Raw genomic sequence first — 15,258 nt, 5'->3', positions numbered from 1 at the left:
TTTTTCCACCCCGGCGGAGTGGCTTTCCACTCCGGACATAAAGGGCAGCTTCGGAAATTCTCAAGCGTTCAGCACACGGCCATAAGCATCGAGTACCGCTTCCTTCATCGTTTCGGACACGGTCGGATGCGGGAAGATCGTGTGCATCAGCTCTTCCTCGGTCGTTTCGAGGTTCATCGCGACGACGAAGCCCTGGATGAGCTCGGTGACTTCGGCGCCGACCATATGGGCGCCGAGGAGCTCGCCGGTCTTCTTGTCGAAGATGACCTTCACCATGCCCTGGTCTTCGCCGAGCGCGATCGCCTTGCCGTTCGCCGCGAAGGAGAAACGGCCGACGCGGATGTCACGGCCCTGCTCCTTGGCTTTCGCTTCGGTGATGCCGACGGAGGCGACCTGCGGATTGCAATAGGTGCAGCCCGGGACCTTGCCCTTGTCTGTCGGATGAACGTTCGGCAGGCCTGCAATCTTTTCGACGCAGACGACGCCCTCATGCTCGGCCTTGTGCGCCAGCATCGGCGGGCCGGCGACATCGCCGATCGCATAGATGCCCGCGACATTGGTCTTGCCGTAGCCGTCGATGACGACGCAGCCGCGGTCGGTCTTGACGCCGAGCGCCTCCAGGCCGAGGTTTTCGATATTGCCCTGAACGCCGACGGCCGAAATCAACCGGTCGGCGGTGATCTGCTGCACCTTGCCATCGGCCGTCTCGACATGAGCGGTGACGCTGTCGGCGGCCTTGTCGACCTTCGAGACCTTGGCGCTGGTGAAGATCTTGAGGCCGCGCTTTTCAAGCTGCTTGCGGGCGATCGCCGTGATCTCGGCATCCTCGACCGGCATGATGGTCGGCATGACTTCGACGACCGTCACGTCGACGCCCATCGAGCGATAGAAGCTGGCGAATTCGATGCCGATCGCGCCCGAGCCCATGACGATCAGCGACTTCGGCAGAACATCCGGCTTCAGCGCCTCGAAATAAGTCCAGATCAGCTTGCCATCCGGCTCGATGCCGGGCAGCGCGCGCGGCCGGGCGCCTGTGGCGATGATGATGTGCTTGGCGGTATAGGTGCCCTCGCCGCTCTTGACGTTCTTCGGCAGCGGATGCTGCGGCTCGACGACGGGCTTCGACGGCTTGCCGACAACGATCTCGCCGGGCTTGGTGATCTTCGCTTCGCCCCAGATGATGTCGATCTTGTTCTTCTTCATCAGGAAGCCGACGCCGGCATTCAGGCGGGCGGAGACGGCGCGCGAGCGGCCGACGACGGCCTTGGCATCCGGCTTGACCGTGCCTTCGAGAACGAGGCCGTAATCCTTGAAGTGATTGGCATGGTCGAGCACCTCGGCCGAGCGCAGCAGCGCCTTTGTGGGTATGCAGCCCCAGTTCAGGCAGATGCCGCCCATATGCTCGCGCTCGACGATCGCGGTCTTGAGACCAAGCTGGCTGGCGCGGATGGCGGCGACATAGCCGCCGGGACCCGAACCGATGATGATGACGTCGTAGGATTCAGCCATGTGTTTCCTGCCTTTGTTACGCTGCGCTGCGGGTCATGAGCACCCACGCATGTCTCTTGCTGTTTTCGAAAAGCGGCACGGCATCGGCGCGCGCAGCCTCCAGGAATCCGTTTCTTCCATAAAGCGACAAAGCCGCCTCGTTATCACTTGCGGTGATCAGGCTGACGGGCCGCCGATCGGCCCTGTCGATCTGATCGTCCAGCAGCCTGCGCCCGATGCCGATGCCGCGCAGATGGCGATAGACGCCGAGACTGCCGATGAACCAGCTTCCGACCACCGTTTTCTGCAAGGCGAGCATCGGTTCGGTCGCCGGGATGCTCGCCTCGATATCGGCTATGCCCTCCTCCAGCGCATGGCCGATCGCCACACCTGCCACTTCGCCATAGGCCTCAGCAATGACGGCATCCCGCCAGCCGCCGACAGCCTCCTCCTCGCTCATCTTCAGCCGGCCCCGCTCCAGCGGCGTGTCGCTCACGCCGCTCTCCACATCGGCAAACCAAAGCCAGGAGGCAAAACCGCGCGATGCGATATCCGCCAGAATCGCCAGCTCCGAGGCATCCCGCCGTGAGGCCTGCCGGAGGGCGATGAAGGAGGTCATGATCAGATCCCCAGCATCATCCGCACGATCGATTCCAGCCCGCGGCCGAGCGCACGCGTATTCTCCGCATCGAGGTGAATGCCGTCGATCGGTGTGGTCTTGGCGACCGAATTGCCGTCGAAGAAGCCACAACCGAGTTCGTCGGCAAGATCACGATAAAGCGTTGCAAGCTTTGCCGATTCCTCGATGCCGCCGGGAAACGATGCGGCGAAGGGCACATTGCCCGTCGCGCGGATCGCCGGCGGCGCCACGATCAGAATCTCCGGCCCATCGAATTCGAAGGGCCAGGCATGATTGCGGATCAGCCGCACGAGCCGGCTGATGCCCTGGCATGCGGCAAAGGCCGAGCCTGCCACAACCGGCTTCATGTCATTGGTGCCGAGCAGAAGGATGACGAGGTCGAGCGGCGCATGCGTCTGCAGGATCGTCGGCAGGATGCGCGCACCGTTGCGGTCGCAATCGGCGAGATGGTCGTCGAAAGCGGTGGTGCGACCGTTCAAGCCTTCGGCGATGATACGCGCGTCACCGCCGAGCGCTGCCTGAAGCACGCTCGGCCAGCGATTCTTGTAGTCATGACGGCCGATCGTCTCGGCGTCATAACCCCAGGTCAGCGAGTCCCCATAGCAAAGAACGGTCTTGGTCATTTCCGCCTCGCGCCGCTATCAGACAAGCATGCCCATCGGGTTCTCGATGTAGCCCTTGAAGGCCTGGAGCAGCTCGGCGCCGAGCGCGCCGTCGACGCAGCGATGGTCGGTCGAGAGCGTGACAGACATCACGGTGGCAATCGCCATTTCGCCCTTCTTGACGACGACCCGCTGTTCGCCGGCGCCGACCGCGAGGATCGTCGCATGCGGCGGGTTGACGACGGCTGCGAAGTTCTTCACGCCCATCATGCCCATGTTCGAGACCGAACTGGTGCCGCCCTGATATTCCTCGGGCTTCAACTTGCGGTCCTTGGCCCGCTTGCCGAGATCGCGCATCTCGTTGGAGATTGTCGACAGGGTCTTTTCCTCGGCCTTGCGGATGATCGGCGTGATCAGGCCGCCGGGGATCGAGACAGCAACGCCGACATCGGCGTGCTTGTGCTTGACCATGTTGCTGTCGGTCCAGGAGACATTGGCATCCGGAACGTCGCGCAGCGCCAGCGCCATGGCCTTGATGACCATGTCGTTGACCGAGAGCTTGTAGGCCGGAGCGTTGTCCTTGCGCGGAGCCGCATCGTTCAGCTGGGCGCGCAGCGCCAGCAACGCATCGAGCTCGCAATCGACGCTGACGTAGAAATGCGGGATCGTCTGCTTGGATTCGACCAGCCGCCTGGCGATCGTCTTGCGCATGCCGTCATGCGGCACAAGCTCGTAGGAGCCAGGTTCGAAGAGCTTGAGCACGGCTTCTTCGGAGGCGCCCTTCGGCGCAGTGGCAGCCGGAGCAGGAGCTGCGGAGGCTTGCGGAGCGGAAGCAGCAGCGGCGGGGGCTGCAGCCTTGGCGCCGCCACCGGCAACGGCGGCCTCGATGTCGCTCTTGACGACGCGACCGTGCGGGCCGGAGCCGGCGACTGCCGAAAGGTCGATACCGGCTTCCTTGGCAAGCCTGCGGGCGAGCGGCGATGAGAAGGTGCGGCTGCCATCTGATGAAACCGACGCGGGTGCAGCGGCGGTGACAGGTGCCGCAGCCGGAGTAGACGGGGCAGCTTCGGCCTTCGGCGCGGCCGCACCGTCTGCCTTCGGCGCCGGGGCGGCGGAACCGGCACCGCTGGCCGCAGCGGAGACATCCTCGCCATCGGCGGCGAGAACCGCGATCAGCGCATTGACCTTGACGCCTTCGGTGCCGGCGGCAACGACGAGCTTGGCGACCGTGCCTTCATCGACGGCTTCGACTTCCATCGTCGCCTTGTCGGTCTCGATCTCAGCGATCACATCGCCAGACTTGACCTTGTCGCCTTCCTTGACCAGCCATTTCGAAAGATTGCCTTCCTCCATGGTCGGAGAGAGGGCGGGCATCGTGATATTGATCGGCATCGAAACACCCTCCCCTTATTTGTAGCAAACAGCCTTCACCGCATCGACCACTTCGCCGACGTTCGGAAGGGCGAGCTTTTCGAGATTGGCAGCGTAAGGCATCGGAACGTCCTTGCCTGCAATCGTCAGGATCGGCGCATCGAGATAGTCGAAGGCCTGCTGCATGACGCGAGTGGCGATTTCGGTGCCGACGGAGGACTGCGGATAACCTTCCTCGACGGTCACCAGGCGGCCGGTCTTCTTCACCGATTCGATGACGGTCGGCAGGTCCATCGGACGGATGGTGCGAAGGTCGATCAGTTCGACGTCGATGCCGATCTTCTCGAGTTCGGCGACAGCCTTGGTCGCATAGCTCATGCCGATACCGAAGGAGACCACGGTGACGTCCTTGCCCGGACGATGGATGCGCGCCTTGCCGATCGGGAGAACGAAATTGTCGAGCTTCGGCACATCGAAGTGCTGGCCGTAGAGAATTTCGTTTTCGAGGAAGATGACCGGGTTCGGATCGCGGATCGCAGCCTTCAGCAAGCCCTTGGCGTCGGATGCCGTATAGGGCATGACGACCTTCAGGCCGGGAATGGCGCTATACCAGGCTGCATAATCCTGGCTGTGCTGGGCGCCGACGCGGGCAGCCGCACCATTCGGGCCGCGGAAGACGATCGGAGCGCCCATCTGGCCGCCGGACATATAGAGCGTCTTGGCGGCGGAGTTGATGATCTGATCGATCGCCTGCATGGCGAAGTTGAAGGTCATGAATTCGACGATCGGGCGAAGGCCGGCCATTGCGGCGCCGACGCCGACGCCGGCAAAGCCGTGCTCGGTGATCGGCGTATCGACGACGCGGCGTGGGCCGAATTCCTGCAGCAGCCCCTGCGTGACCTTGTAAGCGCCCTGATATTCGGCGACTTCCTCGCCCATGACGAAGACGTTTTCGTCGGCGCGCATTTCTTCGGCCATGGCGTCGCGGAGCGCTTCGCGCACGGTCGTCGACACCATTTCGGTGCCGGCCGGGATTTCAGGATCGTTCGGAACGACGGCCTTCGGCTCGGCTGGAAGCGGTGCGGAGGCAGAGCCGGTGTTGGTCGGCTTCTCTTCCTGGGCAACTTCCGGAGCTGGTGCGGCGGCCGGCTTGGCGGCGGAAAGATCCGAGGCCGATTCGCCGTCCTGCAGCAGCACGGCGATCTTGGTGTTGACCTTGACGCCTTCAGTGCCGGCATCGACAAGCAGCTTGCCGATGACGCCTTCGTCGACGGCTTCGACTTCCATCGTCGCCTTGTCGGTTTCGATTTCGGCGATCACATCGCCCGAGGTGACCTTGTCACCTTCCTGTTTCAGCCATTTGGACAGTGTGCCTTCTTCCATGGTCGGAGAGAGGGCGGGCATGAGGATATCGATAGGCATGGGTTCCCTCCCCGATTAGAGCAGAATGTCGGTATAGAGCTCGGATGCATCCGGCTCCGGATCGGCCTGGGCGAAGTCGGCGCTGTCGGCGACGATGTCGCGGACATCCTTGTCGATCGCCTTCAGATCGTCTTCGGAAGCCCAGCCCTTTTCGATGAGGCGTGCCTTCACCTGTTCGATCGGATCCTGCTCGGAGCGCATCTTCTGCACTTCCTCCTTGGAACGATACTTCGCCGGGTCGGACATCGAGTGACCGCGATAGCGATAGGTCAGCATTTCGAGGATGATCGGGCCTTTGCCAGAGCGGCAATGCTCGAGCGCCTCATCGGCCGCCGCCTTGACGGCGCGAACGTCCATGCCGTCGACCTGAATGCCCGGGATGCCGAAGCCGGATCCGCGAAGCGAGTAGTTCGACTGCGCGGTGGCGCGGGCGGTCGAGGTACCCATGGCGTAACGGTTGTTCTCGACGATATAGACGATCGGCAGCTTCCAGAGAGCAGCCATGTTGAAGCTCTCGTAGACCTGGCCCTGGTTGGCAGCGCCGTCGCCGAAATAGGCGATGGAGACATTGTCGTTGCCGCGGTAGCGGTTTGCGAAGGCAAGACCCGTTCCGAGCGAGACCTGGGCGCCGACGATGCCGTGACCGCCGTAGAAATGCTTCTCTTTCGAGAACATGTGCATCGAGCCGCCCTTGCCGTGGGAATAGCCGCTGCGGCGCCCGGTCAGTTCCGCCATGACGCCGCGCGCTTCCATGCCGGTTGCCAGCATGTGGCCGTGATCGCGATAGGCGGTGATGACCTGGTCGCCTTCCTTCTGCGCCATCTGCATGCCGACGACGACAGCTTCCTGACCGATGTAGAGGTGACAAAAGCCGCCGATGAAGCCCATGCCGTAAAGCTGGCCGGCCTTCTCCTCGAAGCGGCGGATCAGCAGCATCTCGCGATAGGCCTTGAGCTCCTCATCACGATCGAAGTCGGCTACCGGGCCTCCATTCGATGCCTTGGCTGCCGGTTTTGCTGCAGTTTTGCGGCTGGAAACGGTCGCGGTCTTTCGCGGCGCCATTCAACCCTCCCTATGGGTTTGTCGTTTCTTGGTGGCGCGTACCATAGGGAAGAAATATGACCACAGCAATGCCATAATTGCATGGCTCGTATTCGGCGCTAAATTATTGGAAAAACTATGAAAATTCCAATTAACCTGTTTCCAGTTAATTGGAATAGTGATTGAATACGACGATCTCGTCGGCACGCGACATGTTGAGCTGATAACGCGCTTTTTCGTCCAACATATCCTTGTCGAGCGAGCCGTCACTCAACAGCGCGACCTGATTTTCCAGATGTTCGCGCTTCGCCTTCAAGACCGCAAGCTCTTTTTCACGGGCGACACGCTGACGCTCAAACGTCTCCGTCGCGCGCAGGCCGTAATCGCCATGGATGCAATGATAACCGAAATAGGACAGGAAGGCGACCGTCATGGCCGGAATGACGAAGCGACCGATCCTTCTCTTCTTATGATGCTTTGTCCACATACACGCATGCTCTTGAACGCATTACCAATTCATTCAATCTAACGCGCAGAGATTAACCGTTCGTTGACTCTAAAAACCGAGCAACAAAAAACCCGCGCCGAAGGGCGCGGGTCAAACCATTGAACATCAGATCCGATCAGCCGCGAATGATCGAGCGGCCGGCATACTGAGCCTGGGGGCCGAGGCCTTCTTCGATGCGGATCAGCTGGTTGTACTTGGCAAGGCGGTCGGAACGCGACAGCGAGCCGGTCTTGATTTGGCCGCAGTTGGTGGCGACCGCGAGATCGGCAATGGTCGAATCTTCCGTTTCGCCGGAGCGGTGGGACATGACGGCGGTATAGGCTGCCTTATGCGCCGTGTTGACGGCATCGAGGGTTTCCGTCAGCGAGCCGATCTGGTTGACCTTGACGAGGATCGAGTTGGCAACGCCCATGCGGATGCCGTCGCGAAGACGGGCGGAGTTGGTGACGAAGAGATCGTCGCCGACGAGCTGGGTCTTCTTGCCGGCCAGGTCGGTCAGCGTCTTCCAGCCGTCCCAATCGTCTTCAGCCATGCCGTCTTCGATCGAGATGATCGGGTACTTGGCAGCGAGCTCGGCGAGATATTCGGCCATGGCGCCTGATTCGAGCGTGCGGCCTTCACCTTCGAGAACATATTTGCCGTCCTTGAAGAATTCCGTCGAGGCGCAGTCGAGGCCGAGGTAGATATCCTCGCCCGGCTTGTAGCCGGCTTTCTCGACCGACTTCATGATGAAGTCGAGAGCTTCCGGCGCGCTCTTCAGGCCCGGTGCGAAACCGCCTTCATCGCCGACATTGGTGTTGTGACCCTGTGCGGCAAGTTCCTTGCGGAGCGTATGGAAGACTTCCGAACCCATGCGCACGGCTTCGGCGATCGAATCGGCGCCGACCGGCAGGATCATGAATTCCTGGAAATCGATCGGGTTATCGGCATGGGCACCACCATTGATGATGTTCATCATCGGCACCGGCAGCAGGCTGGCGGATGCGCCGCCGACATAACGGTAGAGCGGCAAGCCGGATGCCTGGGCGGCAGCCTTGGCGACGGCGAGCGAAACGCCGAGGATGGCGTTGGCGCCGAGGCGCGACTTGTTCGGCGTGCCGTCCAGCTCGATCATGATATTGTCGATCTGGATCTGATTTTCGGCGTCGATGCCGCCGATCGCGTCGAAGATCTCAGTGTTAGCGGCTTCGACCGCCTTTTCGACGCCCTTGCCCAGATAGCGCTTGCCGCCGTCACGCAGTTCGACCGCCTCATGTGCGCCCGTCGAGGCACCCGAGGGAACGGCCGCGCGGCCCATGCTGCCATCTTCGAGATAGACATCGACTTCGACGGTGGGGTTGCCACGGCTATCGAGAATCTCACGGGCGATGATATCGGTGATTGCAGTCATGGGTTCTTCCTGCTCGGTGGGTGATAAATGGTTCGAAACCTGTCTTAGTCGAAGGTGTGCAAATTACAATGCTGCAATAGCCTTCGGACCAGCGTTGGGATGTGGCCTACAGCACGATCATGTCAGGCTGTTGAACGTCAAGCCTTGGCGACCGCATCGAAGGCAAGCAGCTTTTCGAGAAGTCGCGGCATGTCCTTGAGGTAGACCATGTTCGGTCCGTCGGAAGGGGCATTATCGGGGTCCTGATGGGTTTCGAGGAAGACGCCGGCAATACCGGTAGCCACCGCTGCGCGCGCCAGCGTTTCCACGAATTCACGTTGACCGCCGGAGGATTCGCCCTGCCCGCCCGGCTGCGCCACGGAATGGGTCGCATCGAAGATAACGGGCGCGCCCATCGCCGCCATGATCGGCAGCGAGCGCATGTCGGAGACCAGCGTATTGTAACCGAAGGAGGCGCCGCGCTCGCACAGCAGCACGTTCGGATTGCCGCTGGCATTGAGCTTCTTCAAGACGTTCTTCATATCCCAGGGAGCGAGGAACTGACCCTTCTTGACATTGACGACGCGGCAGGTCTTGGCGGCAGCGATGAGGAGGTCGGTCTGGCGGCAAAGGAAGGCCGGAATCTGCAGGACGTCGACGATCTTTGCCACCTCCGCGCATTGCTCGGCGGTATGGACGTCGGTCAAGACAGGAAACCCGAATTCCTTCTTGAGGTCGGCAAAGACCTCCATGCCCTTTTCGATCCCGATACCACGTTCGGCCGACAGCGAGGTCCGGTTCGCCTTGTCGAAGGAGCTCTTGTAGACGAGGCCGATGCCGAGCTTTCCGCAAAGCTCTTTCAGTGTGCCGGCAACCATGAAGGCGTGGTCGCGGCTCTCCATCTGGCAGGGACCGGCAATCAGCGACAGGCGGCCGGTATTGGAAAAGGTGACCTGGCCTTGGCCTTCGCCGATCCTGACTTCGGAATTCGTATCAGTGCTCATCGTGTTTCCTCGAAGGCGAAGAGCGTGCCCTGCCCGGGCGCGGGCTTCACCAGAATGCGATTGTTCTTGCGCGTGTAAGTCACCCCGTTAGCAGCCAAATGCGCTTCTGTCACGGCAAGATCGGCGACAGTGAAGAGGATTGCCCGGCCGCGTAGGCCGCGATCGGCGGATGAGCCACCAATGTCGAAATAGGCCTCCAGCCCTTCTGGCGTCATCAGGCTGATTTTGGCATTCGATGCCGCGATATTGACGCCGAAACCGGTTTTCTCGACTGCCGATTGCGCCACGGCAAGGCTGACGAAGGCAGCGAAGGCGGCCGGCTCCGGCGTGCAAAGCGCGATCTCGACTATGCCGGTCACACCATTGGCATGTGTTTCAAGCGCGGCGCGGTCGGTCGGCAGCGGATTGACGCGCTCGACGGTGAAAAGCAGGAGATCAGGCGCGCGCAGGTCGGCGGCAAAAGCCAGCTTGAAGCCGGCAATCGTCTCGGAACCGTCCGGCATCGTCATCGGCCGGGTGAACTGCAGCATCTCGCCGGCGCTCGATCCGTTGCCGACGAAATTCTGATGATCGATGCCGGCATCCTTGCTGCCGAAAGCCAGCCCCGAAAGCCCCTCCTCGCCGCAGCGGAAGCGGAAGGCCTGGTTGCGGGCGGTGAAGACGTTGCCTTGCCGCGCCGATGCCTCGCTCTCTTCGACGCTCGCAATCCCGAGCGGCTCCAGATAGGTCTTGTCGGCAAAGAAGACGCAGGCGTTTTCCGTTCCGAAGGGGTGGCGCGCATCGGCGGCAACGGTGAAGCCGAGCTTGCCGAGCCTCTCGCGCGCCAGATCGATATTGACGACCGGCAGCACGATATGATCCAGCGGGTACGGTTTGGCGGAATGCTCGTTCATCATGTCCCTCCTGGAAAGGTCAAGAGATGTGCAGCGCGACCTTCAATACAAGACTTGTGTCCCAATCCGGCGAATGAAAATAAAAATCTCAACGAGTTGGCGCCAAGTTTTACGGAAATTTAGCTACTTGCGGAACACATATGGAACATATAGTGTCTGTTCTGGATTTGTTTCAATCACGAGGTCACAACGTCGATGCTCACGCGCAAACAACAGGAGCTTCTCCTCTTCATTCATGAGCGCATGAAGGAATCCGGCGTTCCGCCATCTTTCGATGAGATGAAGGATGCCCTGGACCTCGCCTCGAAGTCCGGGATTCATCGCTTGATTACAGCGCTCGAGGAGCGCGGCTTCATTCGCCGCCTACCGAACCGCGCCCGCGCGCTTGAGGTCATCAAGCTTCCGGAGGCCTACAGCCCCAGCATCCAGCCCCGGCGCGGCTTTTCGCCGAGCGTGATCGAGGGCAGCCTCGGCAAGCCACAGCCGGTCGCCGCCCCTGCTCCTGCAAAGCCCGTCGCCGACAACGGCAATTCGGTCTCCGTGCCGGTCATGGGCCGAATCGCTGCCGGTGTTCCGATCTCGGCGATCCAGAACAACACCCACGACATCGTCGTTCCGGCCGACATGCTCGGCTCCGGTGAACATTACGCGCTGGAGGTCAAGGGCGATTCGATGATCGACGCCGGCATCTTCGACGGCGACACCGTGATCATCCGCAACGGCAGCACTGCAAGTCCCGGTGATATCGTCGTTGCCCTCGTCGATGACGAGGAAGCGACGCTGAAGCGCTTCCGCCGCAAGGGCGCCTCGATCGCGCTGGAGGCCGCCAACCCGGCGTACGAGACCCGGATCTTCGGGCCGGACCGTGTCAAGGTACAGGGCAAACTCGTCGGCCTCATTCGCCGCTATCACTGACATTGGCCAGTCCGGTTTCGGTAAAACTATTGCTGCGCCAGTCATAGGCGCGATGGCGCATCCATGGCCGCGACAATGCATCGAATGCGGTTGCGACCTCCGGGCCGGCGTCCGTGAAGCGCAACTCGATGGAACCGCTCCTGCGCAGCGTCTCACCGGTGAAGAGCGTCGCACCTGAGCGGCAGCTGTTGAAGCGAAGGCGGACCGACGTCACGACGATATCGGCCGCGTCGCATGCCGGACCGAGATAGGCGGCATTGTCGATGACGGTTACCACCTGACCATTGCCAAGCCTTGATGTGCACCAGGCCTTCTTGACGCAGGAAAAGCGGTTTGCGTCACCGCCCGATGCGGCGGCCCGCATCGCGGTCCTTGCTTCGTTCTGCTGATCGCGGGAAAGCCTGACGCGGCGATCTTCTCCCTCCGGCGGGATAGCAGGACCGTCCAGCATCTTCGGCGGATCATGCTTCGGCAGGACCAGCGCTCTCTGCCACTGGTCGAAGATGAAATCCGGCGGTCTTTCACGGTTGGAAGCCATTGCCGCCGCCTCGACGATTGCGACGAGACTACCATCCTCCGAAATCACCAGATCCGGCGGCCGGGGAACCGGCAGAAGCAGCAGGATGAGCGTTGCGACCCCGATAATCGATGTGCCGATATGGCGCAACCGGGTGCGGAGCAGCGTCAGCAGCAGAAAGCCTGCCACGGCGACGGTGAAATACCAGGCGGGCAAACGGCCGACGTCGATATTGCCATCCCAGCCGGACACCGTCTTGGCGACCGCGATCACCAGATCGAGGCCGAATCCGACGATCTTCCAGGCCCAAACATCCAAGCCGAAAGGCATGAGCAGCATTGCCAGCAAGCCGGCCGGCATGATGATGAAGGAGATGATCGGTATTGTCGCGAGATTTGCCGGCAGGCCGTAGGCGGTCAGGCGATGAAAATGCTCGATCGAAAACAGCGCGGTGGAAAAACCGCCGATCAACGAGGTCAGGAAGACGCCGCCGAAGAAGCCCGCAACGGTAACGAAGGGCCTGATGATCGGCAGCTTCAGGAAAGCGTTTTCGCGGACCCGCCGATCCTTCCAAAGCTGATAGCCAGAGACCAGCGCCAATGTGGCGGCAAAAGACATCTGGAAGCTCGGACCCAAGACCTCGGACGGCGAAATGACAATGATGACAAGCGCGGAGAGAGCGACATTGCGTAGGCTGATCGACGGCCGGTCGAAGAAGACGGCGATCAACATAATGGCCATCATGATGAAAGCGCGTTCGGCAGAGACCGCAAAGCCGGAGATCAGGAAATAGGCGGTGACGGTGATGAGCGCGCCGGCGGCGGCGATCTTCTTCGTCGGATAGGCCTCGGCGACACCGGGAAAGAAGCTGAGCAGCATCCGCAAGCCGACGAAGAAGATTCCGGCCGACAGCGCCATGTTGAGACCGGAGATGGCGATGATATGCGCCAGACCGGACTGGCGCAGCGCTTCCGTCGTCGCATCCGAGATGGCGCGCCGCTCGTCCGTCACCAGAGCAGCGGCAAAAGCGCCGGTGTCGCCGGGCAGGATCGACCTTATGCGGTCGCCGATACCGCTGCGCAGCCGGTAGAGCCATTCCAGCAGCGCTTCGGTCGTCGATCTGGCCGCCTGCGGACCTGCCTGCACATCGACCTTCGTCGGCGCACCGTAGAAGAAGCCGTTGGCGCCGATGCCATCGAAATAGGCACCGAAGGAGAAGTCGTTGAGCCCGGGAAGCGCTGGGCCTGCCGGCGGCGTCAGCCGCGCTCTGCCAGTGATGATATCGCCGATCTCGAAGGCCACGTCCGCGCCGCGGGCGATTGCGGTGATGCGGTCCGGCGGCCGCTTCACCTGTGGCGCCTCAGTGCCGGTAACGGCAAGAATGTAGCGCCACCGCCCGCGACCATCACCTTCGCGCCGCTCGACACGGCCGGTCACCGTCGTCGTCACGGCGGAATCGAGGATCACGGTGGAAGCCCGCTGGCTCTCGAACTGCGCCGTGACCATGCCGCAGGCCACGAGTGAAAGCGCCAGCAGCGTTGCCCGCACTGCCGCCCGGCTGCGGCCGGCGATGAGAACCGCCACGGTCAGCGCCAACAGGCAGAGCAGTGATGCAACGAGAGGAAAATCCGATGCCGCGAGAAACCAGCCGGCTGACCCGGCGCCGAGGAAGACCGGCGAAAACAGCAGCAGGCGGCCATGGTCTACCTCCTCGCCCAGCATGCGCATGCCGGCACGCAGCAATTGCGAGGCTGCGGCCGGCAGCCGGTGGCGCAATGGTGTCTCCGACTGCGTCCTTGTCGCTCGCGTCACCACGACAGGTGGTGAAAAACTGGAGGAGTCGGCAGGGCCTTCGCCCGCTTCCGGCCGCAATTCGACTGTCGTCAACTCCTGCATGAACCGCCCAAGCCCGGCTGCGAAGGCGGCCAGAATGCAACCTCCAATCAAATCCGGCAAGCATAATCGATTGAAATATGAGGGAAAATCGCGAGCGCCAAAAGACCAGTCGAATCATCGGCTTCCGATATGCATGCGGCTCATCGCTGCAGTGCCTAAAAGGTGATACCGCAATGCACAAAATGCCATCACGGTAACTTGGCATTAGCTTCGCGATCATATAGCTATCGGTGAGGACGCTTAACCCCTATGGCGCTTTTATGGCGCCACCGCCATTTCGGAGGATCAGCATGACGGATCAAAGCGCTACAATAAAAATCGGTGACAAGTCTGTCGACCTTGCTGTCAAAAGCGGCACGATCGGCCCGAGCGTCATCGATATCGGTGCCCTCTACAAGAACACGGCTTCCTTCACGTACGATCCGGGTTTTACCTCGACCGCATCCTGTGAATCGAAAATCACCTACATCGACGGCGACGAAGGTGTCCTCTTACATCGCGGCTATCCGATCGAGCAGCTCGCCGAGCACGGCGACTTCCTCGAGGTCTGCTATCTGCTGCTTTACGGCGAACTGCCGACCACCGTGCAGAAGAAGGATTTCGATTACCGCGTCACGCACCACACCATGGTGCACGAGCAGATGAGCCGCTTCTTCACCGGCTTCCGCCGCGATGCGCATCCGATGGCCGTCATGTGCGGCTGCGTCGGCGCGCTGTCGGCCTTCTATCACGACTCCACCGACATCACCGATCCGCACCAGCGCATGGTCGCCAGCCTGCGCATGATCGCCAAGATGCCGACGCTTGCCGCCATGGCCTACAAATACCATATCGGCCAGCCCTTCGTTTATCCGAAGAACGACCTCGACTACGCCTCGAACTTCCTGCGCATGTGCTTTGCCGTGCCTTGCGAGGAATATGTGGTCAATCCGGTGCTTGCCCGCGCCATGGACCGCATCTTCATCCTGCATGCCGATCATGAGCAGAACGCCTCGACCTCGACCGTCCGTCTCGCCGGTTCGTCGGGCGCCAACCCGTTCGCCTGCATCGCCGCCGGCATTGCCTGCCTCTGGGGTCCCGCGCATGGCGGCGCCAACGAAGCAGCCCTCAACATGCTGAACGAAATCGGCACGGTCGATCGCATTCCGGAATATGTCGCCCGCGCCAAGGACAAGAACGATCCGTTCCGCCTGATGGGCTTCGGTCACCGTGTCTACAAGAACTACGATCCGCGCGCCAAGATCATGCAGAAGACGACGCATGAAGTGCTCGGCGAACTCGGCATCAAGGACGATCCGTTGCTCGAAGTGGCGATGGAGCTGGAGCGCATCGCGCTCACCGACGAATATTTCATCGAGAAGAAGCTCTATCCGAACATCGACTTCTATTCCGGCATCACGCTGAAGGCGCTGGGCTTTCCCACGACCATGTTCACCGTGCTCTTCGCGCTCGCCCGCACCGTCGGCTGGATCGCGCAGTGGAACGAGATGATCGAGGATCCGGAACAGCGCATCGGCCGTCCGCGCCAGCTCTATGTCGGCGAACCGAAGCGCGACTATATTCCGGTTTCGAAGCGCTGATCGCTTCAGAAA

13 protein-coding genes are annotated in these 15,258 nt (G+C 61.4%); 2 read left to right on the top strand and 11 right to left on the bottom strand.

Annotation, left to right across the window (positions count from 1 at the left end; all coding sequences use genetic code 11):
• Positions 1-60: 60 nt before the first annotated feature.
• From lpdA to G9X68_RS10595, 10 genes are all read right to left on the bottom strand, one after another.
• On the bottom strand, positions 61-1,509 hold the full coding sequence (lpdA, locus tag G9X68_RS10640; protein ID WP_171602342.1) for a dihydrolipoyl dehydrogenase: 1,449 nt from the start codon (positions 1,507-1,509) through the stop codon (positions 61-63).
• 16 nt (positions 1,510-1,525) lie between these two features.
• Entirely contained in the window at positions 1,526-2,107 is a 582-nt protein-coding gene (locus G9X68_RS10635; RefSeq protein WP_171602341.1) for a GNAT family N-acetyltransferase, read from the bottom strand.
• A gap of 2 nt (positions 2,108-2,109) precedes the next feature.
• Positions 2,110-2,751, bottom strand: coding sequence for an SGNH/GDSL hydrolase family protein (locus G9X68_RS10630; RefSeq protein WP_003539320.1), 642 nt, complete (start codon positions 2,749-2,751; stop codon positions 2,110-2,112).
• Positions 2,752-2,769: 18 nt separating this feature from the next.
• The gene (locus G9X68_RS10625) at positions 2,770-4,122 is read right to left on the bottom strand and encodes a pyruvate dehydrogenase complex dihydrolipoamide acetyltransferase (RefSeq protein WP_171602340.1); all 1,353 of its coding nucleotides are present in this window, start codon (positions 4,120-4,122) and stop codon (positions 2,770-2,772) included.
• Positions 4,123-4,137: 15 nt separating this feature from the next.
• Entirely contained in the window at positions 4,138-5,523 is a 1,386-nt protein-coding gene (locus tag G9X68_RS10620) for a pyruvate dehydrogenase complex E1 component subunit beta (protein ID WP_168308814.1), read from the bottom strand.
• Positions 5,524-5,538: 15 nt separating this feature from the next.
• On the bottom strand, positions 5,539-6,585 hold the full coding sequence (pdhA, locus tag G9X68_RS10615; RefSeq protein WP_171602339.1) for a pyruvate dehydrogenase (acetyl-transferring) E1 component subunit alpha: 1,047 nt from the start codon (positions 6,583-6,585) through the stop codon (positions 5,539-5,541).
• Positions 6,586-6,730: 145 nt separating this feature from the next.
• Entirely contained in the window at positions 6,731-7,051 is a 321-nt protein-coding gene (locus G9X68_RS10610; RefSeq protein WP_017960293.1) for an FtsB family cell division protein, read from the bottom strand.
• A 136-nt stretch (positions 7,052-7,187) separates the two neighbouring features.
• Complete coding sequence (gene eno / locus G9X68_RS10605) at positions 7,188-8,462, bottom strand: phosphopyruvate hydratase (RefSeq protein WP_171602338.1); 1,275 nt, start codon at positions 8,460-8,462, stop codon at positions 7,188-7,190.
• A gap of 137 nt (positions 8,463-8,599) precedes the next feature.
• Positions 8,600-9,445 (bottom strand): 3-deoxy-8-phosphooctulonate synthase, encoded by an 846-nt coding sequence (gene kdsA / locus G9X68_RS10600; RefSeq protein ID WP_171602337.1) that lies wholly within the window; start codon positions 9,443-9,445, stop codon positions 8,600-8,602.
• A complete protein-coding gene (locus G9X68_RS10595) occupies positions 9,442-10,338 on the bottom strand; it encodes a VOC family protein (protein ID WP_171602336.1) in 897 nt (298 codons plus the stop codon). Before G9X68_RS10595 ends, kdsA begins: the two co-directional genes overlap by 4 nt.
• 195 nt (positions 10,339-10,533) lie before the next feature.
• On the opposite strand from G9X68_RS10595, the gene lexA reads away from it, so the two are divergent.
• Positions 10,534-11,253: a transcriptional repressor LexA gene (gene lexA, locus G9X68_RS10590; protein WP_029873161.1), complete on the top strand. Its 720-nt coding sequence runs from the start codon at positions 10,534-10,536 to the stop codon at positions 11,251-11,253.
• On the opposite strand, the gene G9X68_RS10585 is transcribed toward lexA, so the two are convergent.
• On the bottom strand, positions 11,234-13,666 hold the full coding sequence (locus G9X68_RS10585) for a ComEC/Rec2 family competence protein (RefSeq protein WP_171602335.1): 2,433 nt from the start codon (positions 13,664-13,666) through the stop codon (positions 11,234-11,236). The genes lexA and G9X68_RS10585 overlap by 20 nt on opposite strands.
• A gap of 290 nt (positions 13,667-13,956) precedes the next feature.
• Here G9X68_RS10585 and gltA point away from each other — a divergent pair, with 290 nt between their 5' ends.
• Positions 13,957-15,246, top strand: a complete 1,290-nt coding sequence (gltA, locus tag G9X68_RS10580) for a citrate synthase (RefSeq protein WP_003539304.1) — start codon at positions 13,957-13,959, stop codon at positions 15,244-15,246.
• Positions 15,247-15,258: the final 12 nt, after the last annotated feature.

This window comes from Rhizobium changzhiense (assembly GCF_013087625.1).
Lineage (GTDB): Bacteria > Pseudomonadota > Alphaproteobacteria > Rhizobiales > Rhizobiaceae > Rhizobium > Rhizobium sophorae.
This window is presented reverse-complemented; position numbering and strand designations above follow the sequence as displayed.

Excerpts from the sequence above, each read along its gene's own strand:
- lpdA (WP_171602342.1), bottom strand. The coding sequence starts at position 1,509 with ATGGCTGAATCCTACGACGTCATCATCATCGGTTCGGGTCCCGGCGGC.
- G9X68_RS10635 (WP_171602341.1), bottom strand. The coding sequence starts at position 2,107 with ATGACCTCCTTCATCGCCCTCCGGCAGGCCTCACGGCGGGATGCCTCG.
- G9X68_RS10630 (WP_003539320.1), bottom strand. The coding sequence starts at position 2,751 with ATGACCAAGACCGTTCTTTGCTATGGGGACTCGCTGACCTGGGGTTAT.
- G9X68_RS10625 (WP_171602340.1), bottom strand. The coding sequence starts at position 4,122 with ATGCCGATCAATATCACGATGCCCGCCCTCTCTCCGACCATGGAGGAA.
- G9X68_RS10620 (WP_168308814.1), bottom strand. The coding sequence starts at position 5,523 with ATGCCTATCGATATCCTCATGCCCGCCCTCTCTCCGACCATGGAAGAA.
- pdhA (WP_171602339.1), bottom strand. The coding sequence starts at position 6,585 with ATGGCGCCGCGAAAGACCGCGACCGTTTCCAGCCGCAAAACTGCAGCA.
- G9X68_RS10610 (WP_017960293.1), bottom strand. The coding sequence starts at position 7,051 with ATGTGGACAAAGCATCATAAGAAGAGAAGGATCGGTCGCTTCGTCATT.
- eno (WP_171602338.1), bottom strand. The coding sequence starts at position 8,462 with ATGACTGCAATCACCGATATCATCGCCCGTGAGATTCTCGATAGCCGT.
- kdsA (WP_171602337.1), bottom strand. The coding sequence starts at position 9,445 with ATGAGCACTGATACGAATTCCGAAGTCAGGATCGGCGAAGGCCAAGGC.
- G9X68_RS10595 (WP_171602336.1), bottom strand. The coding sequence starts at position 10,338 with ATGAACGAGCATTCCGCCAAACCGTACCCGCTGGATCATATCGTGCTG.
- lexA (WP_029873161.1), top strand. The coding sequence starts at position 10,534 with ATGCTCACGCGCAAACAACAGGAGCTTCTCCTCTTCATTCATGAGCGC.
- G9X68_RS10585 (WP_171602335.1), bottom strand. The coding sequence starts at position 13,666 with ATGCAGGAGTTGACGACAGTCGAATTGCGGCCGGAAGCGGGCGAAGGC.
- gltA (WP_003539304.1), top strand. The coding sequence starts at position 13,957 with ATGACGGATCAAAGCGCTACAATAAAAATCGGTGACAAGTCTGTCGAC.